The organism is Spirosoma luteum DSM 19990, from assembly GCF_000374065.1.
Taxonomy (GTDB): Bacteria; Bacteroidota; Bacteroidia; order Cytophagales; family Spirosomataceae; genus Spirosoma; species Spirosoma luteum.
In genome coordinates, this window is the sequence record NZ_KB893257.1 from 102595 (window position 1) to 122424 (window position 19830).

At 48.8% G+C, this 19830-nt stretch carries 15 protein-coding genes; 7 read left to right on the forward strand and 8 right to left on the reverse strand.

Annotated features, from left to right (window positions below):
* Positions 1 to 50: 50 nt before the first annotated feature.
* On the reverse strand, positions 51 to 2147 hold the full coding sequence (dnaG, locus tag B156_RS0113445; protein WP_018620250.1) for a DNA primase: 2097 nt from the start codon (positions 2145 to 2147) through the stop codon (positions 51 to 53).
* A 169-nt stretch (positions 2148 to 2316) separates the two neighbouring features.
* On the opposite strand from dnaG, the gene B156_RS0113450 reads away from it, so the two are divergent.
* A complete protein-coding gene (locus B156_RS0113450; protein WP_018620251.1) occupies positions 2317 to 3741 on the forward strand; it encodes a phosphatase PAP2 family protein in 1425 nt (474 codons plus the stop codon).
* A 105-nt stretch (positions 3742 to 3846) separates the two neighbouring features.
* On the opposite strand, the gene B156_RS0113455 is transcribed toward B156_RS0113450, so the two are convergent.
* The 3 genes from B156_RS0113455 to B156_RS0113465 form a co-directional block, all read right to left on the reverse strand.
* Positions 3847 to 5739: an amidophosphoribosyltransferase gene (locus tag B156_RS0113455; protein ID WP_018620252.1), complete on the reverse strand. Its 1893-nt coding sequence runs from the start codon at positions 5737 to 5739 to the stop codon at positions 3847 to 3849.
* A 106-nt stretch (positions 5740 to 5845) separates the two neighbouring features.
* Positions 5846 to 6490, reverse strand: a complete 645-nt coding sequence (locus B156_RS0113460) for a phosphatase PAP2 family protein (protein ID WP_018620253.1) — start codon at positions 6488 to 6490, stop codon at positions 5846 to 5848.
* A 13-nt stretch (positions 6491 to 6503) separates the two neighbouring features.
* Complete coding sequence (locus B156_RS0113465) at positions 6504 to 6980, reverse strand: gliding motility lipoprotein GldH (RefSeq protein WP_040585617.1); 477 nt, start codon at positions 6978 to 6980, stop codon at positions 6504 to 6506.
* Positions 6981 to 7092: 112 nt separating this feature from the next.
* On the opposite strand from B156_RS0113465, the gene B156_RS0113470 reads away from it, so the two are divergent.
* Both B156_RS0113470 and B156_RS32170 read left to right on the forward strand, forming a co-directional pair.
* On the forward strand, positions 7093 to 7452 hold the full coding sequence (locus B156_RS0113470) for a BlaI/MecI/CopY family transcriptional regulator (RefSeq protein WP_018620255.1): 360 nt from the start codon (positions 7093 to 7095) through the stop codon (positions 7450 to 7452).
* A 107-nt stretch (positions 7453 to 7559) separates the two neighbouring features.
* A complete protein-coding gene (locus B156_RS32170; protein ID WP_018620256.1) occupies positions 7560 to 9311 on the forward strand; it encodes a M56 family metallopeptidase in 1752 nt (583 codons plus the stop codon).
* Positions 9312 to 9370: 59 nt separating this feature from the next.
* Here the strand turns inward: B156_RS32170 and B156_RS0113485 are convergent, their stop codons facing one another.
* The 3 genes from B156_RS0113485 to recQ all read right to left on the reverse strand — a co-directional run bounded on the left by B156_RS0113485 (position 9371) and on the right by recQ (position 14220).
* Positions 9371 to 10564, reverse strand: a complete 1194-nt coding sequence (locus tag B156_RS0113485; RefSeq protein WP_245563733.1) for a PSP1 domain-containing protein — start codon at positions 10562 to 10564, stop codon at positions 9371 to 9373.
* A gap of 68 nt (positions 10565 to 10632) precedes the next feature.
* On the reverse strand, positions 10633 to 11919 hold the full coding sequence (gene purD, locus B156_RS0113490) for a phosphoribosylamine--glycine ligase (protein ID WP_018620258.1): 1287 nt from the start codon (positions 11917 to 11919) through the stop codon (positions 10633 to 10635).
* 90 nt (positions 11920 to 12009) lie between these two features.
* On the reverse strand, positions 12010 to 14220 hold the full coding sequence (gene recQ, locus B156_RS0113495; protein ID WP_018620259.1) for a DNA helicase RecQ: 2211 nt from the start codon (positions 14218 to 14220) through the stop codon (positions 12010 to 12012).
* 107 nt (positions 14221 to 14327) lie between these two features.
* Between recQ and B156_RS0113500 the strand changes: the two genes are divergently transcribed.
* The 4 genes from B156_RS0113500 to B156_RS0113515 all read left to right on the forward strand — a co-directional run bounded on the left by B156_RS0113500 (position 14328) and on the right by B156_RS0113515 (position 18906).
* Positions 14328 to 15296, forward strand: a complete 969-nt coding sequence (locus B156_RS0113500) for a KpsF/GutQ family sugar-phosphate isomerase (protein WP_018620260.1) — start codon at positions 14328 to 14330, stop codon at positions 15294 to 15296.
* A 347-nt stretch (positions 15297 to 15643) separates the two neighbouring features.
* Positions 15644 to 16159, forward strand: coding sequence for an RNA polymerase sigma factor (locus tag B156_RS0113505; protein WP_018620261.1), 516 nt, complete (start codon positions 15644 to 15646; stop codon positions 16157 to 16159).
* Between the two features lie 308 nt (positions 16160 to 16467).
* Positions 16468 to 17940 (forward strand): phytoene desaturase family protein, encoded by a 1473-nt coding sequence (locus B156_RS0113510; RefSeq protein ID WP_018620262.1) that lies wholly within the window; start codon positions 16468 to 16470, stop codon positions 17938 to 17940.
* 129 nt (positions 17941 to 18069) lie between these two features.
* Positions 18070 to 18906, forward strand: a complete 837-nt coding sequence (locus tag B156_RS0113515) for a phytoene/squalene synthase family protein (protein ID WP_018620263.1) — start codon at positions 18070 to 18072, stop codon at positions 18904 to 18906.
* Between the two features lie 15 nt (positions 18907 to 18921).
* On the opposite strand, the gene B156_RS0113520 is transcribed toward B156_RS0113515, so the two are convergent.
* The gene (locus tag B156_RS0113520; RefSeq protein WP_018620266.1) at positions 18922 to 19818 is read right to left on the reverse strand and encodes a cupin-like domain-containing protein; all 897 of its coding nucleotides are present in this window, start codon (positions 19816 to 19818) and stop codon (positions 18922 to 18924) included.
* Positions 19819 to 19830: the final 12 nt, after the last annotated feature.

Sequence of the window (19830 nt, forward strand, 5' to 3'; positions counted from 1 at the left end):
GAAGTAAGTTCCAGCCGGTAAGACTGGAACTTTTCCTTTTTATGGGCGCTTCATCCTGAGATAACAGTGCCCAGAAGGCTGGAAATTTCGATATCTATCCGTTTAAAGTGCATAAACTCTATCAATAGCTGATCCGCTTCTTCAGGCTTCTTATTACCTGATTCACGGATTAACTGTTGCAGAACAGCCATTCGTTGTTCGGCGAGCATCTTCTTAATCCGCAAGATATTCCGATAGGCCGCATCAGCCAGAATACCAATTTCTGCTTCCGATGGCACAAAGATTTCGTGCTTTTGCCAGCCATCACTGATTTCGTAGCGAGGAGTAGTCAGGTGAATGGCCTGATGCTGAAGTTCGTTCTCGTTAAGCTGTTCGGTACTATCTGATGGGTAATTTAGAAAGTCACTGGCTGTCAGAATGGTGCCTTTATTATACGCTTCCCTGTATAAAGTAAGAATAATAGAGAACGGTGATGTTTGAAATTCAATGTCGTGCAGTTCACTTAACACGTATTGACACAGCGTGATACCCTGTTCCAGTTCACGACTGCCATAGTTCATCAACAACCTCACGCATTCTTCCTCCTGATACGATAGAGGTGTTCTAACCAGCTTTTCTGACGGTCGGGGTGCCTGCGTAACAAACTCGGCTAACGGTCTGGATTCATCGCTTACGGGGGTTTCAATGCTCAATCCCTCAAGCAGTGCATTGATATCGTCGAGGGAAGGGTCGGCTGAACTTAAAGTATTACTTGAAGCAGTCTGTTGTTTATTTAGTCCTGCTGTTCGCTGCTGTCGCTCGGCATCTTTTTGGTTTTGATCCTGCTGTTTACGGAGCAGTCGGTTGATTTCAGAAATAACTGATTGTTCGCTGACATGAAACAGTTGAGCGACACGCTGCGATAAGGTCTGACGCTTGAGTGGGTCTGGTATTTTGGTGATGCTGCTGCACACATCTGAAATGCCCTCCGCTCTTTTAAGTGGATTATCTCCGGCTTCGGTCAACCACCTGCTGGCTTTAAAGTCAATAAAATCCTGCGAATGCTCACTGATATATGATGTGAAGGCATCGGCCCCAATTTTATGAACGTAGCTATCAGGGTCTTCACCATCGGGCAGTAATAGCAACCTGAGGTTAAGGCCCTCTTCAAGCACCATATCAAGTCCACGGAGAGCCGCTTTAATCCCGGCGGCATCACCATCGTAAAGAATAGTAACGTTCGGTGTGAAGCGGGAAATGAGCCTGATCTGCTCCGTTGTGAGTGAGGTGCCGGAGGAAGCAACTACGTTTTTTATACCCGCCTGATGCAGCGAAATGACATCCGTATACCCTTCGGTTAGGTAGCAGACATCCGCCTGCCGAATAGCCTGCTTCGCCTGGAAGATGCCGTACAAGACCTGGCTCTTGTGGTATACCGGTGTTTCGGGTGAGTTTAGGTACTTTGGCTGGTTTTTATCTACTTTAAGAATTCGCGCACCAAAAGCTATCACCCGACCTGATACGTTGTGAATGGGGAACATAACGCGCCCCCGAAACCGGTCGAACTGCTTACGGTCAATACCTGATGTTCCCTCTTTGGTCAGAATAAGGCCGGCTTTCTCTAGCAACTCGCGGCTGTGCCCTCTGCGTAGTCCCTCTTGCAGCAAAGCATCCCACTGATCGAGGGTATAGCCCAGTTCAAAGGCTTCGATAGTAGGATTAGTAAATCCCCGTTCGCGAAAATAGCTTAAGCCAATGCTTTTCCCCTCGTCAGTAGTGAGCAGCGTTTCCCGGAAAAAGGTTTTGGCAAAGTTTAGGACGATCAACAGACTTTCCCGCTCGTTCTGCCGCAGGAGATCTTCCGGTGTCTGCTCCTGCTCTTCAATTTCTATACCGTACTTTTTTGCCAGATACCGGAGCGCTTCCCCATACCCTACATTTTCAATGTCCATCACAAAGCGAACGGCATCACCCGCTTTGCCACAACCAAAGCACTTATAGATCTGCCGGGTGGGATTTACGTTGAATGATGGTGACTTCTCATTGTGGAACGGACAGCAGGCTATATAATTACTACCTCGTTTCTTGAGGGAAACGAAGTCATTTATAACCTCCAGAATGTCGGCAGACTGACGAATTCGTTCAACTGTTTCTTCGGGAATACGCATCGGTAAACAACAGTTCTTGAGTTATCAAATGTACTGCGAAAGTTAACCAGATAATAATCTGACTTTACCCTAACAAGGCTCCTCAGTCAATGTGGCAACGTTTTTGCTACTTTAGCATTGGTTCTGAGTCATATAGGAAAACTCGCTGGCCTATTTCCCTACATACACTATGAAAAAAAGTTTCTACCCTTTTTTTACAAAACCAATCAAACGATTCGTGTTCTCCCGGAGCAGCTCCAACTACGGGCGGGAGTTGGTTTGCTTACTCTTTGTATTTCTGCTGCAAGCTTGTCAGGTGCAACCTGCCGACGATGTTCAACCCGGGCTGACGGGGGGTAAAGCTGCCGATCAATACTCGAACGAAGTGGCCGTCAAATGGGCAATGTTGCAGTTAAACCTCACAAAAATAACAACTGGTTTTACTCCCCCGGTGGCTGCCCGTGCTTTTGGCTATGCCGGATTAACAATGTATGAGTCGGTAGTTCCTGGCATTGCTTCCCGTAAATCACTGGCGGGGCAATTACAGGGCCTGCCAGCGCTGCCCAGGCCCGAAGCAGGCAAAGTGTATAACTGGGCATTGAGTGCCAATGCCGCACAGGCCGACATCTTACGTAGTTTATATTTGAACATGAGTGCATCGTCCAAAGCTACGGTTGATTCTCTCGAAGCGACAGTTCGCATTGCCTTCAGGGATACTGACGAAACGGTGAATGAACGGTCGGTAGCTTTTGGCAAACGTATTGCCCGTACAGTGTACGAATGGTCGAAAACAGATGGCGGTGATGCCGGGTACGACCGTAATTTCCCCACAAACTACGTAGTGCCAACGGGGGCTGGTATGTGGCAACCTACCGAAAATGGTATCAGGATTCCTATGCAACCCTACTGGGGAGCCGTCAGGACATTTGTAAAGGCAAATAACGAGTTAACGATGCCCAAACCATTAGCGTACTCAACCGATACCAAATCAGAAATTTTTGGTCAGTATCTGGATGTGTATAAAAAGTCGAAAAGCCTGACCCAGACCGAAAAAGAAATAGCCCTTTGGTGGTCTGACAACCCCGGCGATTCATTCACTCCTCCTGGCCATTCATACAATCTGGGTCGAATCGCCGTGTTAACCTCTAAAGCGGATCTGGCTAAAGCCGCCGAGACCTTTGCACGTACGGGCATTTCGATTGCTGATGCCTTTGTGCTATGCTGGCGGTGTAAATATGTCTATACTAACTTGCGGCCTTACACGTACGTACGGCTGGCTATTGACCCTAACTGGACTCCTTTTTGGCCCGCCCCTCCCTTTCCCGGCTACCCGTCGGGTCATGCTACCCAGTCTTCATCGGCCGCTACTGTTCTGACAGCTTTGTATGGCGAAAATTTTGCATTTGTGGATGATTCGCATATAGGCCGAATCAATGATCCAATGCGTAATGTGGCGTTCAAAGCCCGGCCCTTTACCTCGTTTGCTCAATCTGCTCAGGAATCGGCAGATTCACGCTTCTATGGGAATATCCATACCCGGCAGGATAATGAGACTGGCTTAACCGAAGGAAAGAAAATTGGTGCCAATGTAAATGCGTTGCAATGGAGCAGGTAGTCGTGAAAAAAGAAGCGAGGGGTTATAATTAAGACTAACGACGCGCATTAATATTGATGCGTCAGCCAGTCTCAATTATAACCCCTCGCTCGTTAATACGTCAGATTAATAGGCCCGTACCAATTTGCCTTCCATAAAGTTTACGAAAGCTTTGTTGACGACATTATTACCACCGGGGGTTGGGTAATTGCCGGTGAAATACCAGTCGCCGGTGTGATTAGGACAGGCAACGTGCAGATTTTCAACGGTTTGATACACCACCGCTACTTCGGCGTTCAGGTCGGCAGGGGTAATGATTTGCGCTACTTTTTTAGATAACTCTACGTGTGTAAAGGGATCGAACAGCGCCTTTACATAGTTTTCCTGACTGGCATTACCCGACTCGATAGCGGCTACGCACAACGCGTACACCTCATCGAGTAAGCTATCCAGGCCCCGCTCACGAATCAGTTCCAGAGCGGCCCTAAATCCGATAAACTCCTTAAACTTCGACATGTCGATGCCGTAGCAATCGGGGAAGCGAATCTGGGGTGCTGAGGAAACGATAACAATTTTCTTGGGACCCAACCGGTCCAGCATCCGCAGAATGCTCTTTTCCAGTGTGGTACCGCGTACGATTGAGTCATCGACGACCACTATCGTATCTTTCCCCTTTTTTATAACCTCGAAGGTAGTATCGTACACATGGGCTACCATATCGTCGCGCTGGGCATCATCGGCGATGAATGTCCGTAATTTAACGTCTTTAGCAACCAGTTTTTCGATGCGGGGGCGGAATGAAAGAACCCTGTCCAGTTCCTCCTCGAACAAAATGCCCTCCATAATCGCTTTCTTCCGCTGTTTATAGAGGTATTCTTCCAATCCTTCAACCATGCCAAAAAAAGCCGTTTCGGCGGTGTTGGGGATGTAGGAGAAGACAGTATTTTCGAGATCGTAGTCGATTTCTTTGAGAATCTGCGGAATTAACAGTTTCCCCAGCGTTTTACGCTCATTGTAGATGTCAGGGTCGGTAGCCCTTGAGAAGTAGATACGTTCAAAACTGCACGATTTCTTCTCGATGGGTCGGACGAATTCCTGCTCCCGATACTCACCATATTTGTCAACGATGAGCGCATGGCCGGGTTTTACCTCCTGAATAGCACTGTATTCGGCATTGAAGGCGGCTTTGATGGCTGGTTTTTCCGAAGCCACTACTACTACTTCATCGTCTGCATAGTAATAAGCCGGACGAATACCAGCCGGGTCGCGGGCTACGAAAGCTGCCCCGTAGCCAGTCATACCTACCATAGCATAGCCCCCGTCGAAATCGCGGCAGGAGCGATGCAGAACGCGCTGAAGATTAACGTTGTCCTCAATGATGTCCGATAGCTCCGGGTTTTCGTAAATCCCCTTGAATCGCTCGAACACGCGCTGATTTTCTTCATCCAGAAAGTGGCCGATTTTTTCCATCACCGTTACGGTGTCAACTTTATCTTTCGGATGCTGACCCAGGGAAACGAGTTTGCCAAACAGTTCGTCAACATTCGTCATGTTGAAGTTTCCGGCCACCACTAGATTCCGACTGCGCCAGTTGCTCTGCCGAAGCATGGGATGGCAGTTCTCTATCTCGTTGGAGCCATGAGTGCCATACCGCAGGTGACCCATCCAGACCTCACCCGTGAAGGCGATGTTTTCCTGGAGCCATTGGGCATCCTTTGCTTTTTCTTTGTTGCCTTTGAGGGCCTTCCGGAATTTCTTGTTAACCTTTTCGAAGATGTCCGCTACGGGGCGCTGGTCGACGGAGCGGTAGCGGCTAATGTAGCGACGGCCCGCCGGAACGTCCAGTTTGATGTTGGCGATGCCCGCACCATCCTGCCCCCGGTTCACCTGCTTTTCCATGAGCAGGTACAGCTTATTGGCACCGTAAAGTGCTGTGCCGTACTTATCGATGTAATACTGGTAGGGTTTGCGGAGCCGAATCAGGGCTATACCGCACTCATGTTTGATAGCGTCACTCATGAGAGAGAGTTTGTAGAAGCGTATTGATTGTATTCAATGACGAAGTAACGGCTCAGCCCGGGCAATGGTTCGGCGAAGCTCTGAGCAAATATAGGCAAACGGGTGGCTAATTATCGTCGGCTGGCGTTTTCTTCAAGGCCCAAGAATGGAGGGCTACATAAACAATAGCGGAGGAAATAGTGCCCACCAGTGATCCTACGTAGGCATCTTCAACAAAGTGCTGAAATAAATAAACCCGCGAATAGCCTGTTAGAAAAGCCAGGAGGAGAAAAAAAAGACTTCTGCTTTTTCGCTCGTCCAGAAAAGCAAACAGGCTGAATAGGGCAAAAGCCGTTGTGGTATGGCCAGACGGAAAACTGTTATAACTGTAAATCTCCAGGCCCTTTATAATATGATACTGATACGTTGAGTGTTCGAAATAAAGCAGGGGCCGGGGTGAGTTGGGAAATACAATTGTTTTTAGAAACAACGAAGCCAACGAGGATAAGGCAAAGCTCGCCAAAGCCATCCCGCCGATACGACGGTTGTAAACCAGTGCAATAAGGCAGATGAGAACGAAAAATCCGCCATCGCCCAGATAGGTAATGTAGGGGAAAAGTAGATCGCCTGCCGGGGTGTTGCGGATGTTAACCCATTGCATTAGCTGTTCCTGCGTGTAGATCAACTGCAGGATGCCCACAACGAGCAGCATCAGGCCATAGCCGAAAAAAAACAAGCGATTCCGGCGGAATAAATCGAGCAGCGGGGGCAATTTCTTGAGCGGATTAATTGGGGGCACCAGCTTTCTCTACCGTAATACCCACGCTGAGAACATTGAGCAACGGGTCCTGACGCATGTATTGACGAATCTGCATAGTGTACTGACCGGGTTTCGGAAAACGGTAATTGCGCTTCATCAGAAACTTATGGTCGAAGATATCACCGATTCCATCGCCGTTGGGCTTCCCCGTTTTAGGGTCCATCAGGATCAACTCATCCAGCCGGGATTCCAGTTCTTTGCCCGTAGAATCACGCAGATACCGGGTCAGGTAGAGGTTATAATACCCGTAAGACAGGCTGTTACGAAGGTTATAATAAATGTTGTAAGGAATCGACGCGTCCTTAATGTCAAAAGTGAACGAGGGGGTATTTTTAATGTACCACTTCCCGTCCTCTATGTCCGTGTACTCTTTATACACCGCGTTTGTATCGCAACCAGCGACCAGCAATGCCATAAATACTACAAGTGCCAGTTGTTTCATAAACTTCCCCACAAAATTAGCCCCAAAGCTACAACGGGGCGGTTGGCTTTTCAAATGCTAAAAAACTACTGAAATAGTTTGCAAACGAAAAAAATAGTTTTAGATTTGTTTTATGGAAAAGCTAACCGCCAAGGAAGAAGAAGTAATGCAGGTGCTCTGGAAAATGGAACAGGGTTATGTAAAGGATATGGTTCCGCAGTTTACCAATCCTCCACTGCATTATAATACCGTTTCCACCATTGTCCGTAACCTGGAAGAGAAGGGGTACATTGGGCACAAGGCGTATGGAAATACGCACGAATATTACCCCATCATCAGCAAGGAAGCTTACCAGAATAAATTCGTGCTGAAAAGAGTGGTCGATGAATACTTCGATAATTCGTATAAGAACCTGGTGAGCTATTTCGCTAAAAACGAGAAAATTTCGGCCGAAGAGCTTCGGGAAATACTGGCAATGATTGAGAAAAAGTAATCATTGCGCCGTCATTCATTGGTCATTTCCTCTTCGACTACCCATGCCTGTTGAATGACAACAGATTGATTAGTGCCTGACCAAATCCAAACCAGCCCTTTTCAAGAATGGAAACGCTTCGCTATGTCGTTTTGGTCAATGCGCTGTTGGCCGTCGTTAGTTTCGCATACTATGCGTTACTCCGGCGCGAAACGTTTTTCCGGACTAACCGGCTGGTTCTTTGGCTGGGGATAGTGGCTACCCTGCTGCTGCCCCTGCTTGAGCTGCCCGACTGGCGACCGCAACCCGTGCGCGCCGTTATGCACCGTACGGCTCAGGTAATCGTACCGAGAATCCTCGCCGGTGCTGGTGCGCCTAAACCCGACGTAACGATTACGTTTCCTGACCAGCGTACCTACCCGGCTTTTCAAAGTCAGTCCGCTGCCACCGGATGGTCGTGGCCGATGCTACTTCTACTACTGTATACAGGGGGTGTTTTGGTATTGCTTATCCGACTGGGTGTGCAACTGAGTTCACTCAGACGATTGATTCGTCAGTCGGTGCATGAACCGTATGATGGTTTTACGCTGGTACGAAACGAGAGCGTGACGGCACCTTTTTCCTTTTTCAACTGGGTAGTACTCAATCCCTCTCGTCACGCATCCGACGAGCTGGAACAGATTCTCCGGCACGAGCGAGTACATGTTCGGGAGCGGCACAGTCTGGATATGCTGGGGGCTGAGGTTATTTGTATCATTTTCTGGTTCAATCCAGCGGCCTATCTGTTCCGTCACTTGCTCCATCAAACGCTTGAGTTCAGTGCCGATCAGACTGTACTCGCCGAGGGTATCGATGCCAGAGCCTACCAGTATAATCTAGTGAAAGTTAGCCTGGCGGCCGGGCAATTGGCGATTACCAACCAGTTTAGCGGGCCGAGCCTGCATCAGCGCGTGGGCATGATGAACGGGCAGCGTTCCGGCTTTTCGGCCTGCTGGCGGTATGGAATATGGGTATTGCTGCTGGGGATTATGGCGATAGCGTGTCGGCATCGTCAGTCTGACAATGAAGGTGCTGTTACAAATCCGTTGCCTTCTCCGCTGAGCAACGCGACACGGCGATTGGTAGCTGAACTAGAACACTCGAAACCCTGGTTTCTGCAGGCATCCCTGTTAACTTTTGGCGAAACATCCGTAATCAATGGGCGCAAAGTGGTTGTAATGCCAATGAACAGGTATTCTCCTATCCTTCGTTTGCAAAATAATTATCTGGCCCTGAAAATTCCTGCTGGCCAACAGGTAAAAGTGTTTATCAACGGGCAGATTGCCTCAGAAACAGCGCTCAAAAAATTGACCTTTGAACAGATCGATGATTTGTTTGTCTACCAGAAAATAGACGATTTTCCTGAAGCGGATGCCTTCCCTGAATCATACCGAGTGCTCATTAGCACAACCCACAGAACACCGGACGAAAATCCACTGCGGGAAAAGTGGAAACAATACTTACAGGCTAACACGCTGTCAGACTATCCAGGTGGAAATTCCAGCACGTTTTCGATGAACAAACTGCTCGAAGCTACTTTTTTCCACAACAAACTGGCGTTCGTCGAGCGAACGAAAGACGAACATCTACAGCTTTATGACGAGTACCGGAAGGACATTGATCTATTCGTCAATGGTATTCGGGTGGATGAAAAGCAGATAGCCGATATGCACGTTCGCGAAGTGGATAAACTCTATACCCGCGAACGCCCCTTCGATGAGTGGGCTGATGGGCCTGACCGCAAACCTCGCTATGTGCTATACATACAGACAGCACCAAACCGAGCCAAACGGGATAGTACGTATTACGTGTTCAGCCCCTTCTATTCCGGTGATTTTTGAGATGAGTCAGGCAAACGATAAAACAAACAACCCCGGCCTTTCAGGACCGGGGTTGTTTATCAGGATGGCTTGTTAGTAGGCGTGGGACGGGGTGAGCCGCCTTCCGGACCGCGTGGCTTCTTCTTTTTCTTGCCCGACCGGGCTGTGTATTTGGCATCCAGTTTTTGCAGGTCACTGTTGAGCGTTGCTGCTGTAAGATGCTCCTTCTCGCCAATGGGCGTCAAAACCTCGAACGACTCAGGAATAATGCCTCTTTTGTTCAAATCGACAATCTCGATCACGCGGGCAATCGGTAGGGGATGCCAGGTACTTTCTGCCCCGTACCCAAACCACATTTGTTTGCGGAAGATATCAGTCTTTTGAAGATAAGCCCGCCCTTTTTGCGTTTCCAGTGGCTTCTCGATGGTCGGAATGTCGCGTAGCGCATCCATATACGTGTCCAGCTCGTAATTCAGGCAACACTTCAACCGGCCGCACTGACCGGATAGTTTGGCCGGATTCAGGGACAGGTTTTGGTAGCGGGCTGCCGAGGTAGCGATGTTCTTGAAGTCCGTCAACCAGGTAGAGCAGCAGAGTTCGCGCCCGCAGGAGCCAATACCGCCCAAGCGCCCGGCCTCCTGACGAAGGCTAATCTGCCGCATCTCGATCCGGGCCTTAAACTCACCGGCCAGCATCTTGATTAACTCCCGAAAATCGACCCGTTCTTCGGACGAATAATAAAAAGTGGCTTTAGTATTGTCGGACTGAAACTCAACGTCGGAGAGCTTCATGTTCAGTTTCAGGTCACGGCTGATTTCACGGGAGCGGTATAACGCAGGCAGGTCACGCAAAACGGCCTGTTCATGGCGGTCCATGTCTTTTTGGGTCGCTATCCGATGGATGACCTTAGTATCATCATTGATTTTTACCGCCCGTTTTTTTACCTGTAATCTCACCAGTTCACCCTGGAGCGATACGGCCCCAATATGAAAACCGGAGGGCATTTCTACCACCACATAATCGCCCGTTGTCAGGTCGAGCTGATGAACGTTACGGTAGTACTCTTTCCGTCCGCCCTTAAATTTTACTTCAACTACATCGTACCGGTTCATGCCGGGCATAGCCACATCGCTCAACCAGTCGAACGAATTCAATTTATTACAACCGCCAGTGCTACATCCTCCACTTCCGCATCCGGTTGTAGCCGTTTTCTCCCCGTCAGATGTCCCTTTCTGGGTTCCACATCCGCCAGTGGCACAGGATTTACAACTCATACATTTTTCAGTTTACGGTTTATAGTTTTCAGCATCGGCAAACTACGTCAGAACCATCTGCTGAAAACTCAATCTGCGTACCGAATCAGGTCGACCCCAATATCTTTACGGTACTGCTTTCCTTCAAATTGCACCATCCGGGCCGCTTCCTGCGACTTCCTGACAGCATTTTCGAGCGAGTTGGCCTGCGCCGTTATGGCCAGAACCCGACCGCCATTTGTTAGCACCTGCCCGTCTTGATTGAGCGTTCCGCCATGAAATACCATTATATCTTCTAAACGCTCAAGGTCAGAAATGATTTTACCCGTAGTGTACTCGCCGGGATAACCCCCCGATACCAGTACCGTTGTAACAGCTGTTTGGGGGGATATGCGGATGGGAATTTTATCGAGTTCGCCATCAGCCGTAGCCACCATCAGTTCAACAAAATCATTTTGAATACGGGGCAGGACTACCTCCGTTTCCGGATCTCCCATACGGGTGTTGTATTCAATAACGAATGGTTCACTATTTACCTTCATCAAGCCTACGAAAATAAAGCCCTGGTAGTGAATTCCATCCTTCTGTAAGCCCAACAGAGTAGGCTTCACCACTTTCTCTTCCACCTTTTGCAGGAAGGAAGGATTGGCAAATACAACCGGCGATACGGCTCCCATACCACCCGTATTGGGGCCGGTGTCTTCTTCACCAATGCGCTTGTAATCTTTGGCTTCGGGGAGGATTTTATAATTTACGCCGTCGGTGAGCACGAATACGGATAGCTCGATACCCCGCAAAAACTGCTCAATAACAACTTTGCTACCCGCATCCCCAAACGTATGACCGGTAAGCATGTCCTTCAGGGTTCTCTGAGCTTCGGCTACCGTTTCGGCAATAATTACACCTTTACCAGCTGCCAAACCATCCGCCTTTAGCACCACCGGCAGCGCGTGCGTTTGTAGGTAGTCAAGCCCCTCTTGCAGGCTGTCTTTGGTAAAGGTACGTGAGGCTGCCGTTGGTATGCCGTGCCGCTGCATAAACTGCTTGGAGAAATCCTTACTGCCCTCCAGCTGCGCCCCCTGTGCGTTTGGCCCAACAATGCGCAGGTCGGCTAAATCAGGTTGTTGCCGCAGATAATCAACGATTCCCTTCACCAGAGGCTCTTCCGGACCAACAATCAGCAGCGCTATTTTTTCATCCCGAACGGCTTTGGCTACTGCCGGAAAGTCATTGTAAGAAATGGGTAAATTGGTTGCTGCCTGCGCTGTTCCGGCATTGCCCGGTGCTACAAACAGTGTGTCACATAATGGGCTTTGTGCCAGTTTCCACGCGAAGGCGTGTTCCCGGCCACCCGACCCCAGTATAAGTATGTTCATAATGAATAATAAATCGGTCCGCCGAAGCGGATGAATGGTAAATGATGAATGATGCTTGCCGGATGGTATTCATCATTTATCATTCATCACTCAGTTTGCTACTTCCGACAGGAATTTGATACGCATCAGTCGTAGATCCTGTTCTGTAAAATCGTCGCCCCCGAACTCACGCAGAGCAACGGCAATATTGTCACTATCGGACCGCATGAAGTAATCGAAAATCTCATCCTGCCGGTCTTCGTCCATCACCTGATTGATGTAGTAATCAAGGTTAAGGCGTGTGCCAGAATAACAGATATGCTCAATTTCTTCCATCAGGTCTTCCATCGACAATGATTTCGCTTCGGCGATTTCGTCCAGGTCAACTTTGCGGTCGATCTGCTGAATGATAAAAATCTTGACTTTCGATTTATTTACGGTCGATTTAACGACTACGTCCTGAGCCGTTTCAATCTCGTTGTCTTCTACATACTTGGCAATCAAATCGACAAAAGGCCGTCCAAATTTCTGGACTTTACCCATACCCACTCCGTTGATCTGCGCCATTTCTTCGCGCGTGGTAGGGTATGTGGTGGCCATCTCTTCCATAGATGTTTCCTGGAAGATTACATAGGGAGGAAGGTTCTTTTCTTTCGCAATCTTTTTGCGAAGGGCTTTCAGCAGGCCGAGCAACTCTTCGTCGTAGGCTACGCCACCGCCATTGGGTGTCGAATCCTTATCATCGTCTTCCTTCGTGTCGGCCGTGAGCTGTGCATAATCATGGTCTTTCGACAGCGTGACTGGATAGGGGTCTTCAATGTAGTTCATCCCCCTTTGCGACAATTTCAGGATTCCATAGTTGTCGACATCCTTTTCGAGGTACCCATAAATGGCAATTTGCTTGATGAGCGAGCACCAATAGTTGCAGTCCTCGCTGAATTCGCGCCCTTTGCCGTATACTGCCAGCCGGTCATGCTCGTAGCTGGTCACGTACTGATTTCCGGTTGCCGTTAACACGTCGGCCAGATGAGTCACGTCAAAACGCTGATCAGTTTGCAAGACCGTTTGCAAGGCCAGCACCACTTCATGCTGTACCTTCAGTTTCTCCGTCGGTTTCAGGCAGTTATCGCAGAAACCGCAGTCTTTATCCATGAACTCGCCGAAGTACCCCAGCAACTGCCGACGGCGGCAAACGCCCAGGTTCGAATAGGAAACCATTTCGGCCAGCAGGTGCCGGGCATTGTCGCGTTCGGTAACGGGTTTGTCTTTGTTAAATTTCTCCAGTTTAACGATGTCGTCGTAGCTGTAGAACATCAGGCAGTTACCTTCCAGGCCATCGCGTCCGGCGCGACCCGTTTCCTGATAATAGCCTTCGAGTGATTTGGGGGCGTCGTAGTGAATCACGAAGCGAACATCAGGCTTGTCTATTCCCATACCGAAAGCAATCGTGGCGCAGATAACGTCGGCATCTTCGTTCAGGAATGCATCCTGATTGTGCATCCGGGTTTGGGGGTCCAGACCAGCGTGGTAGGGGAGTGCCTTCACGTCATTTACACTCAGTAATTCGGCAATTTCCTCCACCGTTTTCCGGCTCAGGCAATAGATAATGCCCGACTTTCCTTTGTTCTGCTTAACGTACTTTATGAGTTGCTTTTTGGCGTCAACTTTCGGTTTTATTTCGTAGTATAAATTCTTCCGGTTGAACGACGTTTTATACAGATTGGCGTCCTCCATCTGGAGGTTTTTCTGGATGTCCTGCTGTACTTTGGGGGTAGCCGTTGCGGTCAGCGCAATAACGGGCAGATTGCCGATATTGTCGACTATACCTCTTATTTTCCGGTACTCGGGCCGGAAGTCGTGCCCCCATTCCGAAATACAATGTGCTTCATCAATCGCAACAAAAGAGATGTTGGCTTTCTTTAAAAAGTCCAAATTCTCTTCTTTCGTCAAGGATTCCGGAGCAATGTACAGTAGCTTGAGTGTGCCGTTCAGCGTGTCCTTCTTGACCTTGTTCATCTCGGCCTTGGAAAGCGTTGAATTCAGGAACTGAGCGTTGATACCAAACGCGTTCAACTGATCGACCTGGTTTTTCATCAGGGCAATAAGGGGCGAAATAACCACCGCTGTGCCATCGCTAACAATAGCAGGCAGTTGATAGCACAGCGACTTGCCGGCTCCGGTGGGCATAATAACGAACGTGTTACGTCCGGCCAGGATACTATATATAATAGCTTCCTGCTCACCCCGGAACTGACCATATCCAAAAATTTCCTTTAGTCGATCTCTTAATGTTGTATGGACCGACTCATCAACCTGCATCATTCTACAAATCGTACAAAAGTTACTTTACTCTACCTGCTTCCCGTATCTTTGCTTAATAAAGTTAGCGAATATACATCGCAAACCATTCCTGATTAGCAAAACTGACGTTGAAAGTAATAAAAAATCCTACGAGTATTGCGCGTTCGGTGCTTTTGGCCGAGGCCGATGCCATCCGTAACGCTGTCGATTTGCTCGACGATCAATTTGACGCTGCGGTGGAAACGCTGCTGCATATGACGGGTCGTTTGGTGGTAACGGGCGTAGGTAAAAGTGCCCTGATCGGGCAGAAAATTGTAGCTACCATGAACTCCACCGGCACTCCTGCGCTATTCATGCACGCAGCCGATGCCATTCATGGTGATCTGGGAATGATTCAGACGAATGACATCGTTCTGATTATTTCCAAAAGTGGCAGCACCGCCGAGATAAAGGTGTTATTACCCCTGCTGAAGCGGGTGGGTGTTACGTTGATTGCGCTAGTTAGCGCACGGGATTCGTACCTGGCCCACCATGCCGATCATATAGTGCATGCGTATGCGGAGCACGAAGCCGACCCGCTTAATCTGGCTCCTACCACCAGTACAACGGTAGCACTGGCCCTGGGCGATGCGCTGGCAGTCAGTTTGCTGGAGCTGCGGGGGTTTACCCGGCAGGATTTTGCCCGCTATCATCCCGGAGGTTCGCTGGGTAAAAAGCTGTACCTGAAAGTTGCCGACATTTTTCCCCACAATCAGTGCCCCAAGGTTTTAACGAGTACGTCAATCAAAGACGTGATATTTACTATTTCGGCTAACCGTTTGGGTGCTACAGCTGTAGTGAATGAAGCCGGTTTGCTGGCCGGAATTGTTACGGACGGCGACATTCGGCGTACTGCCTATAAACACGAGTCTTTCTGGCTGCTCAGTGCCCAGGACGTGATGACCGCAGGGCCGGTTTGTATAGCCCCTGACGACTACGCGGTGGCTGCTTTACAAGTAATGCAGGAGCGGGATATTACCCAGCTTGTCGTAGCGGAAGCCGGGCATGTTCACGGGTTCATTCATCTACACGATCTGTTAAGGGAAGGGCTGGTTTAACGCACGCTTTTTTTACGCCCGATAAGCCTCTCCAAAAATTAATTTATCCCATCCAGTACGATTAGTTGATGCCAAAAAATACCCCTCTTCCGATTTTGTTGAACAGATGTGTGTAAATGTTAAACAAAATCCCCACTGTGAATTCCCCATAATGGGGGAAATATTCCACACCTCACCAGTTCACACGAAAGTACATGCGGTTTTGGCACGTAAATTTATGTCTGTTAACTTTCTGGTAATTAGCTAGTTAATTATGCGTCTTTCGCCTGACAGGAAATGCTCGAAAATCGTGGTTGTTTTTTTGTCTTAGGGTATGCAAAAGAGCCTAACTGAAAAACAACGGAGCCATGACAGCCATCGAATTTACAAACCATATCGGCAAAGTATCCAAATCACTACGCCCATTCGCCCTGCGCCTGACGAAAGATGTTGAAGACGCAAACGATCTGCTACAGGACACATTGCTGAAAGCTTTTACGAACCGCGATAAGTATACGGATGGTACGAATCTGAAGGCCTGGTTATATACAATCATGAAGAACACTTTTATCACCAACTATCAGCGTATGGTGCGTAAGAATACCTTCATAGACACGACTGATAATTTGCACTACATTAACTCAATCGAGAGCAGCACGGATAACATGGCTTATTCGTCATTCGCCCAGAACGATATCAATCGGGCGGTGAACGGTCTCGACGACACGTATAAAACACCGTTCATGATGCACTTCCGTGGTTTCAAGTACCACGAGATAGCGGCCAAACTGAACATCCCCATTGGTACAGTAAAAAACAGAATTCATATAGCCCGGAAGGAGTTGAAAGATCAGCTAAAAGTTTATGCCTATTTTAACGCATAAAGTGATACTTTTTGAGCACTACTCCGTCTAATGTATATTAATTGAGTAGTTTTTGGTTAAAAAAGAGGAAGGTTCAGAAAAGTCAAGTGGAATCCACTTGACTTTTTTTGTGCTAAATTTTTTATAACCAAGTAGTTATCTGTAGCTGTACCGAATCTGGTGAAGGGGTGGGAATCTGCCCTTTCGTTCCCTGTTTTTGTTCTCTGCTCCCCTGCTGCCTATCTTGCCAATCGCTTTACTATGCATTCGTATAAACAAAGTGCTTCATCAGGTAATTATCTGTTGACTACATCAATACGTATAGACTGATGCCGCAGCGTATCTTAGTTATAGGGGCCGGTTTTGCCGGACTGGCGGCCGCTACCAGTCTTGCCGATAAAGGGTACGACGTTACACTTCTCGAAAAAAACGATATGCCGGGGGGCCGGGCGCGCGTTTTCCAGACCGAAGGATTTACGTTCGATATGGGGCCAAGCTGGTATTGGATGCCCGACGTATTTGACACCTACTTTGCCCGATTTGGTAAAAAGCCATCCGATTACTATAATCTTGTTCGGCTCGATCCTTCGTACTCCGTTATTTTTGGGCCGGACGAGGCCGTTGACCTGCCTGCTGGTGTCGATAAGCTGGAAGTACTTTTTGACCGAATAGAGCCTGGAAGCGGGCTAAAACTACGTGCCTTTCTCAAACAGGCCGCCTACAAGTATGAGGTAGGTATGAAAAAGTTCGTTTGGAAACCCAGTCGTTCGGTTACTGAATTTATGAGCTTCAAGCTCCTGCTCGACGTTGCCCGTCTGGATGTTTTTCAGTCCTTTGCCACGCACGCCCGCAAGTTTTTTACCCATCCCCGTTTGCTCGAAATCGTCGAGTTTCCGGTGCTGTTCCTGGGGGCTACCCCTGATAATACCCCCGCTATGTATAGCCTGATGAACTACGCCGAAATGGCACTGGGCACCTGGTACCCCATGGGGGGAATGCACGAAATTGTGAAGGCAATGGTTAGCCTGGCGCAGGAAAAAGGCGTTAAAATTTTACTGAACCAGACCGTTCAGAAAATTGAGGTTGTCGATAAAAAGGCGCAGCGGGTCGTTACCGATACCGGTATTTTCGAAACGGATGTGGTTATTGCGGGGGCCGACTATAACCACGTTGAAACCACTCTGGTTGACCCAGCTCACCGAAATTACGACGATGCTTACTGGCAAAGCCGGGTTATGGCTCCTTCGTCGCTGTTATTCTATTTAGGAATTAACAAGCGGGTGCCCCGTTTGCAGCATCACAACCTGTTTTTCGACGAGGATTTCAAGGTTCACGCCCAGGAAATTTATGAAACCCCCCGCTGGCCTTCCAAACCATTATTCTATGTGTCGGCTCCCTCTAAAACCGACCCTGGTGTAGCTCCCCAGGGGTGCGAAAACCTGTTTTTACTTATTCCGGTGGCTCCCGGTCTCACGGACGATGACGCTACCCGCGAACACTACTTCGACCTGATAATGACCCGCCTGGAAGCGTACGTTGGGGAGGATATCCGGGCTCATGTCGTGTTCAAACGGAGTTACGCGCATAATGATTTTCAGCAGGACTATAATGCTTTCCGGGGCAACGCCTACGGGCTTGCCAACACGCTTCGGCAAACGGCCCTGCTAAAGCCATCGCTGAAGAGTAAAGTAGTCGACAACCTGTTCTACACCGGTCAGCTGACAGTGCCCGGACCGGGCGTACCCCCGTCATTGATATCGGGGCTGGTAGTGGCTGATGAAGTTGCCAAAGAATTTGGTTAGTTTTCACGTAGAATGGGCAGGGATGGCAGGGGTAGATATACCGCTACTCAATGCTTATCTGGTTTCCGGCTATCTCTTTCCTGCGTTTGATAAAAAAACTGTTGCTTAAACCCCTGTTGCTTACACATTATGATGGCGTTGTTCAATAAAACCGCACTGGAATGCAGTAAATTAGTTACTGAACGGTACAGTACGTCGTTTACATTAGGCATCAAAACCCTGGATCGTAAGTTCCATCTGCCTATATACGCCATTTATGGATTTGTTCGGTACGCCGATGAAATTGTGGATACGTTCCACGAGTATGACAAGGAAACCCTGCTCAAACGCTTTCGGCACGATACGTACCAGGCTATTGCCGAAGGCATTAGTTTAAATCCCATTCTGCAATCGTTTCAACTGATCGTCAACGAGTACCGGATTGAGCATACGTTGATCGAGGCCTTTCTGAAGAGTATGGAAATGGATCTGTACAACCAGGACTATGACAAGGAAGGGTACAGCGAGTACATTTACGGCTCCGCCGAAGTAGTGGGCCTGATGTGCCTACGGGTATTCTGCGAAGGAGACAGTGCTGAGTTTGACCGGCTGCGGGAGCCTGCATCCCGCCTGGGAGCCGCCTTCCAGAAAGTAAACTTCCTGCGCGACATGAAGAGTGATTTCGTGGATCGGGGACGTACCTATTTCCCCGGTGTGGATTTTAGTAATTTTGGTGGTGATACAAAAGAATTAATCGAGCGGGACATTCAATGCGATTTCGATGCGGCTTATATTGGCATCCTGAATTTGCCTCGTGGTGCCCGGATGGGGGTTTACCTGGCTTACGTATATTATCAGACGCTGTTCAACAAAATAAAGCGGCTTCCGGCATCCCGCGTTCAAAATGAGCGGGTTCGTGTGCCGAACCCGCAAAAATTTGCCCTCCTGGCGCAGACCTACGTGAAGTACAGATTCAATGTACTATAACGGTCGGGTTGTTCGCTAGGCACTTACACCCGCTTTTTCGAGTGTTCCCAATACGCCCCCCAGTACCGATAAGTATGCCTGAACGGCTTTAGCCAGTCTGGGTTTTCGTTCCTGCATATTCATATCCACTTCGTGCATGAAATTGGTCCAGTTGGACGCATTCAGGCAGTCCAGCGCGACGGATATCGTTGGTGTCAGGGAGCGGGCCGTATGCCACCAGCCGCAGGGAATGAACAGGGTTTCGCCGGGGCCAACCACAAAGGTGACGGGGGTCGTTTTTGCGAATAACGGGTACTTCTCCAGGTCTGGATTACGAATGTCATTCACCTCCGAAACCCACAAATTATCTGGTTTTGGGTACACGTAGGGCGTTTGATCCGGTGGAATAACGGTAAATTCTTTCTGCCCGTACAACTGGGTGATGTACGCGTGCAAACTCATGTAATCGTAATGCACGTACGGAAACTGGGCCCCCGGGCTGCCAAAAAAAATCTCCAGCGTGTTTGCTCCGGATAACAGCCGATTAGGCAGAAGTTTACTCTTGATACGGTCGGGGAGGGCGTATTTGAGTCGGGGTAACACGTCGGGCATTAGCTCCGGGTAATCGCTTTCTATCTGCAGGGTGCAGGGGTAAGGGGCCGGGTTGGCTTCGGTGCCCGTCATCATCCAGTCGATATAATCGCCCAGCGTATAGGTTTTTCCGGCTATACTTACTTCCCGGTCGCTGTAGTTCTCCTTGAAGAAAGCAGGGGTAAATTTGCTTTTTGCTGACCAGGCAGCGCAGGCATCCCCAATCACGACGGGGTAATTACCAAAAAGATGCTTTTTCTTAAACTCTTCGTAGCTCAGGTGGTACTTTTTTTCAACCACGATATCCTTGTCACGGGCTAGTTCAACAGTCTGGGTAGTCATTTTCAAAAGCTG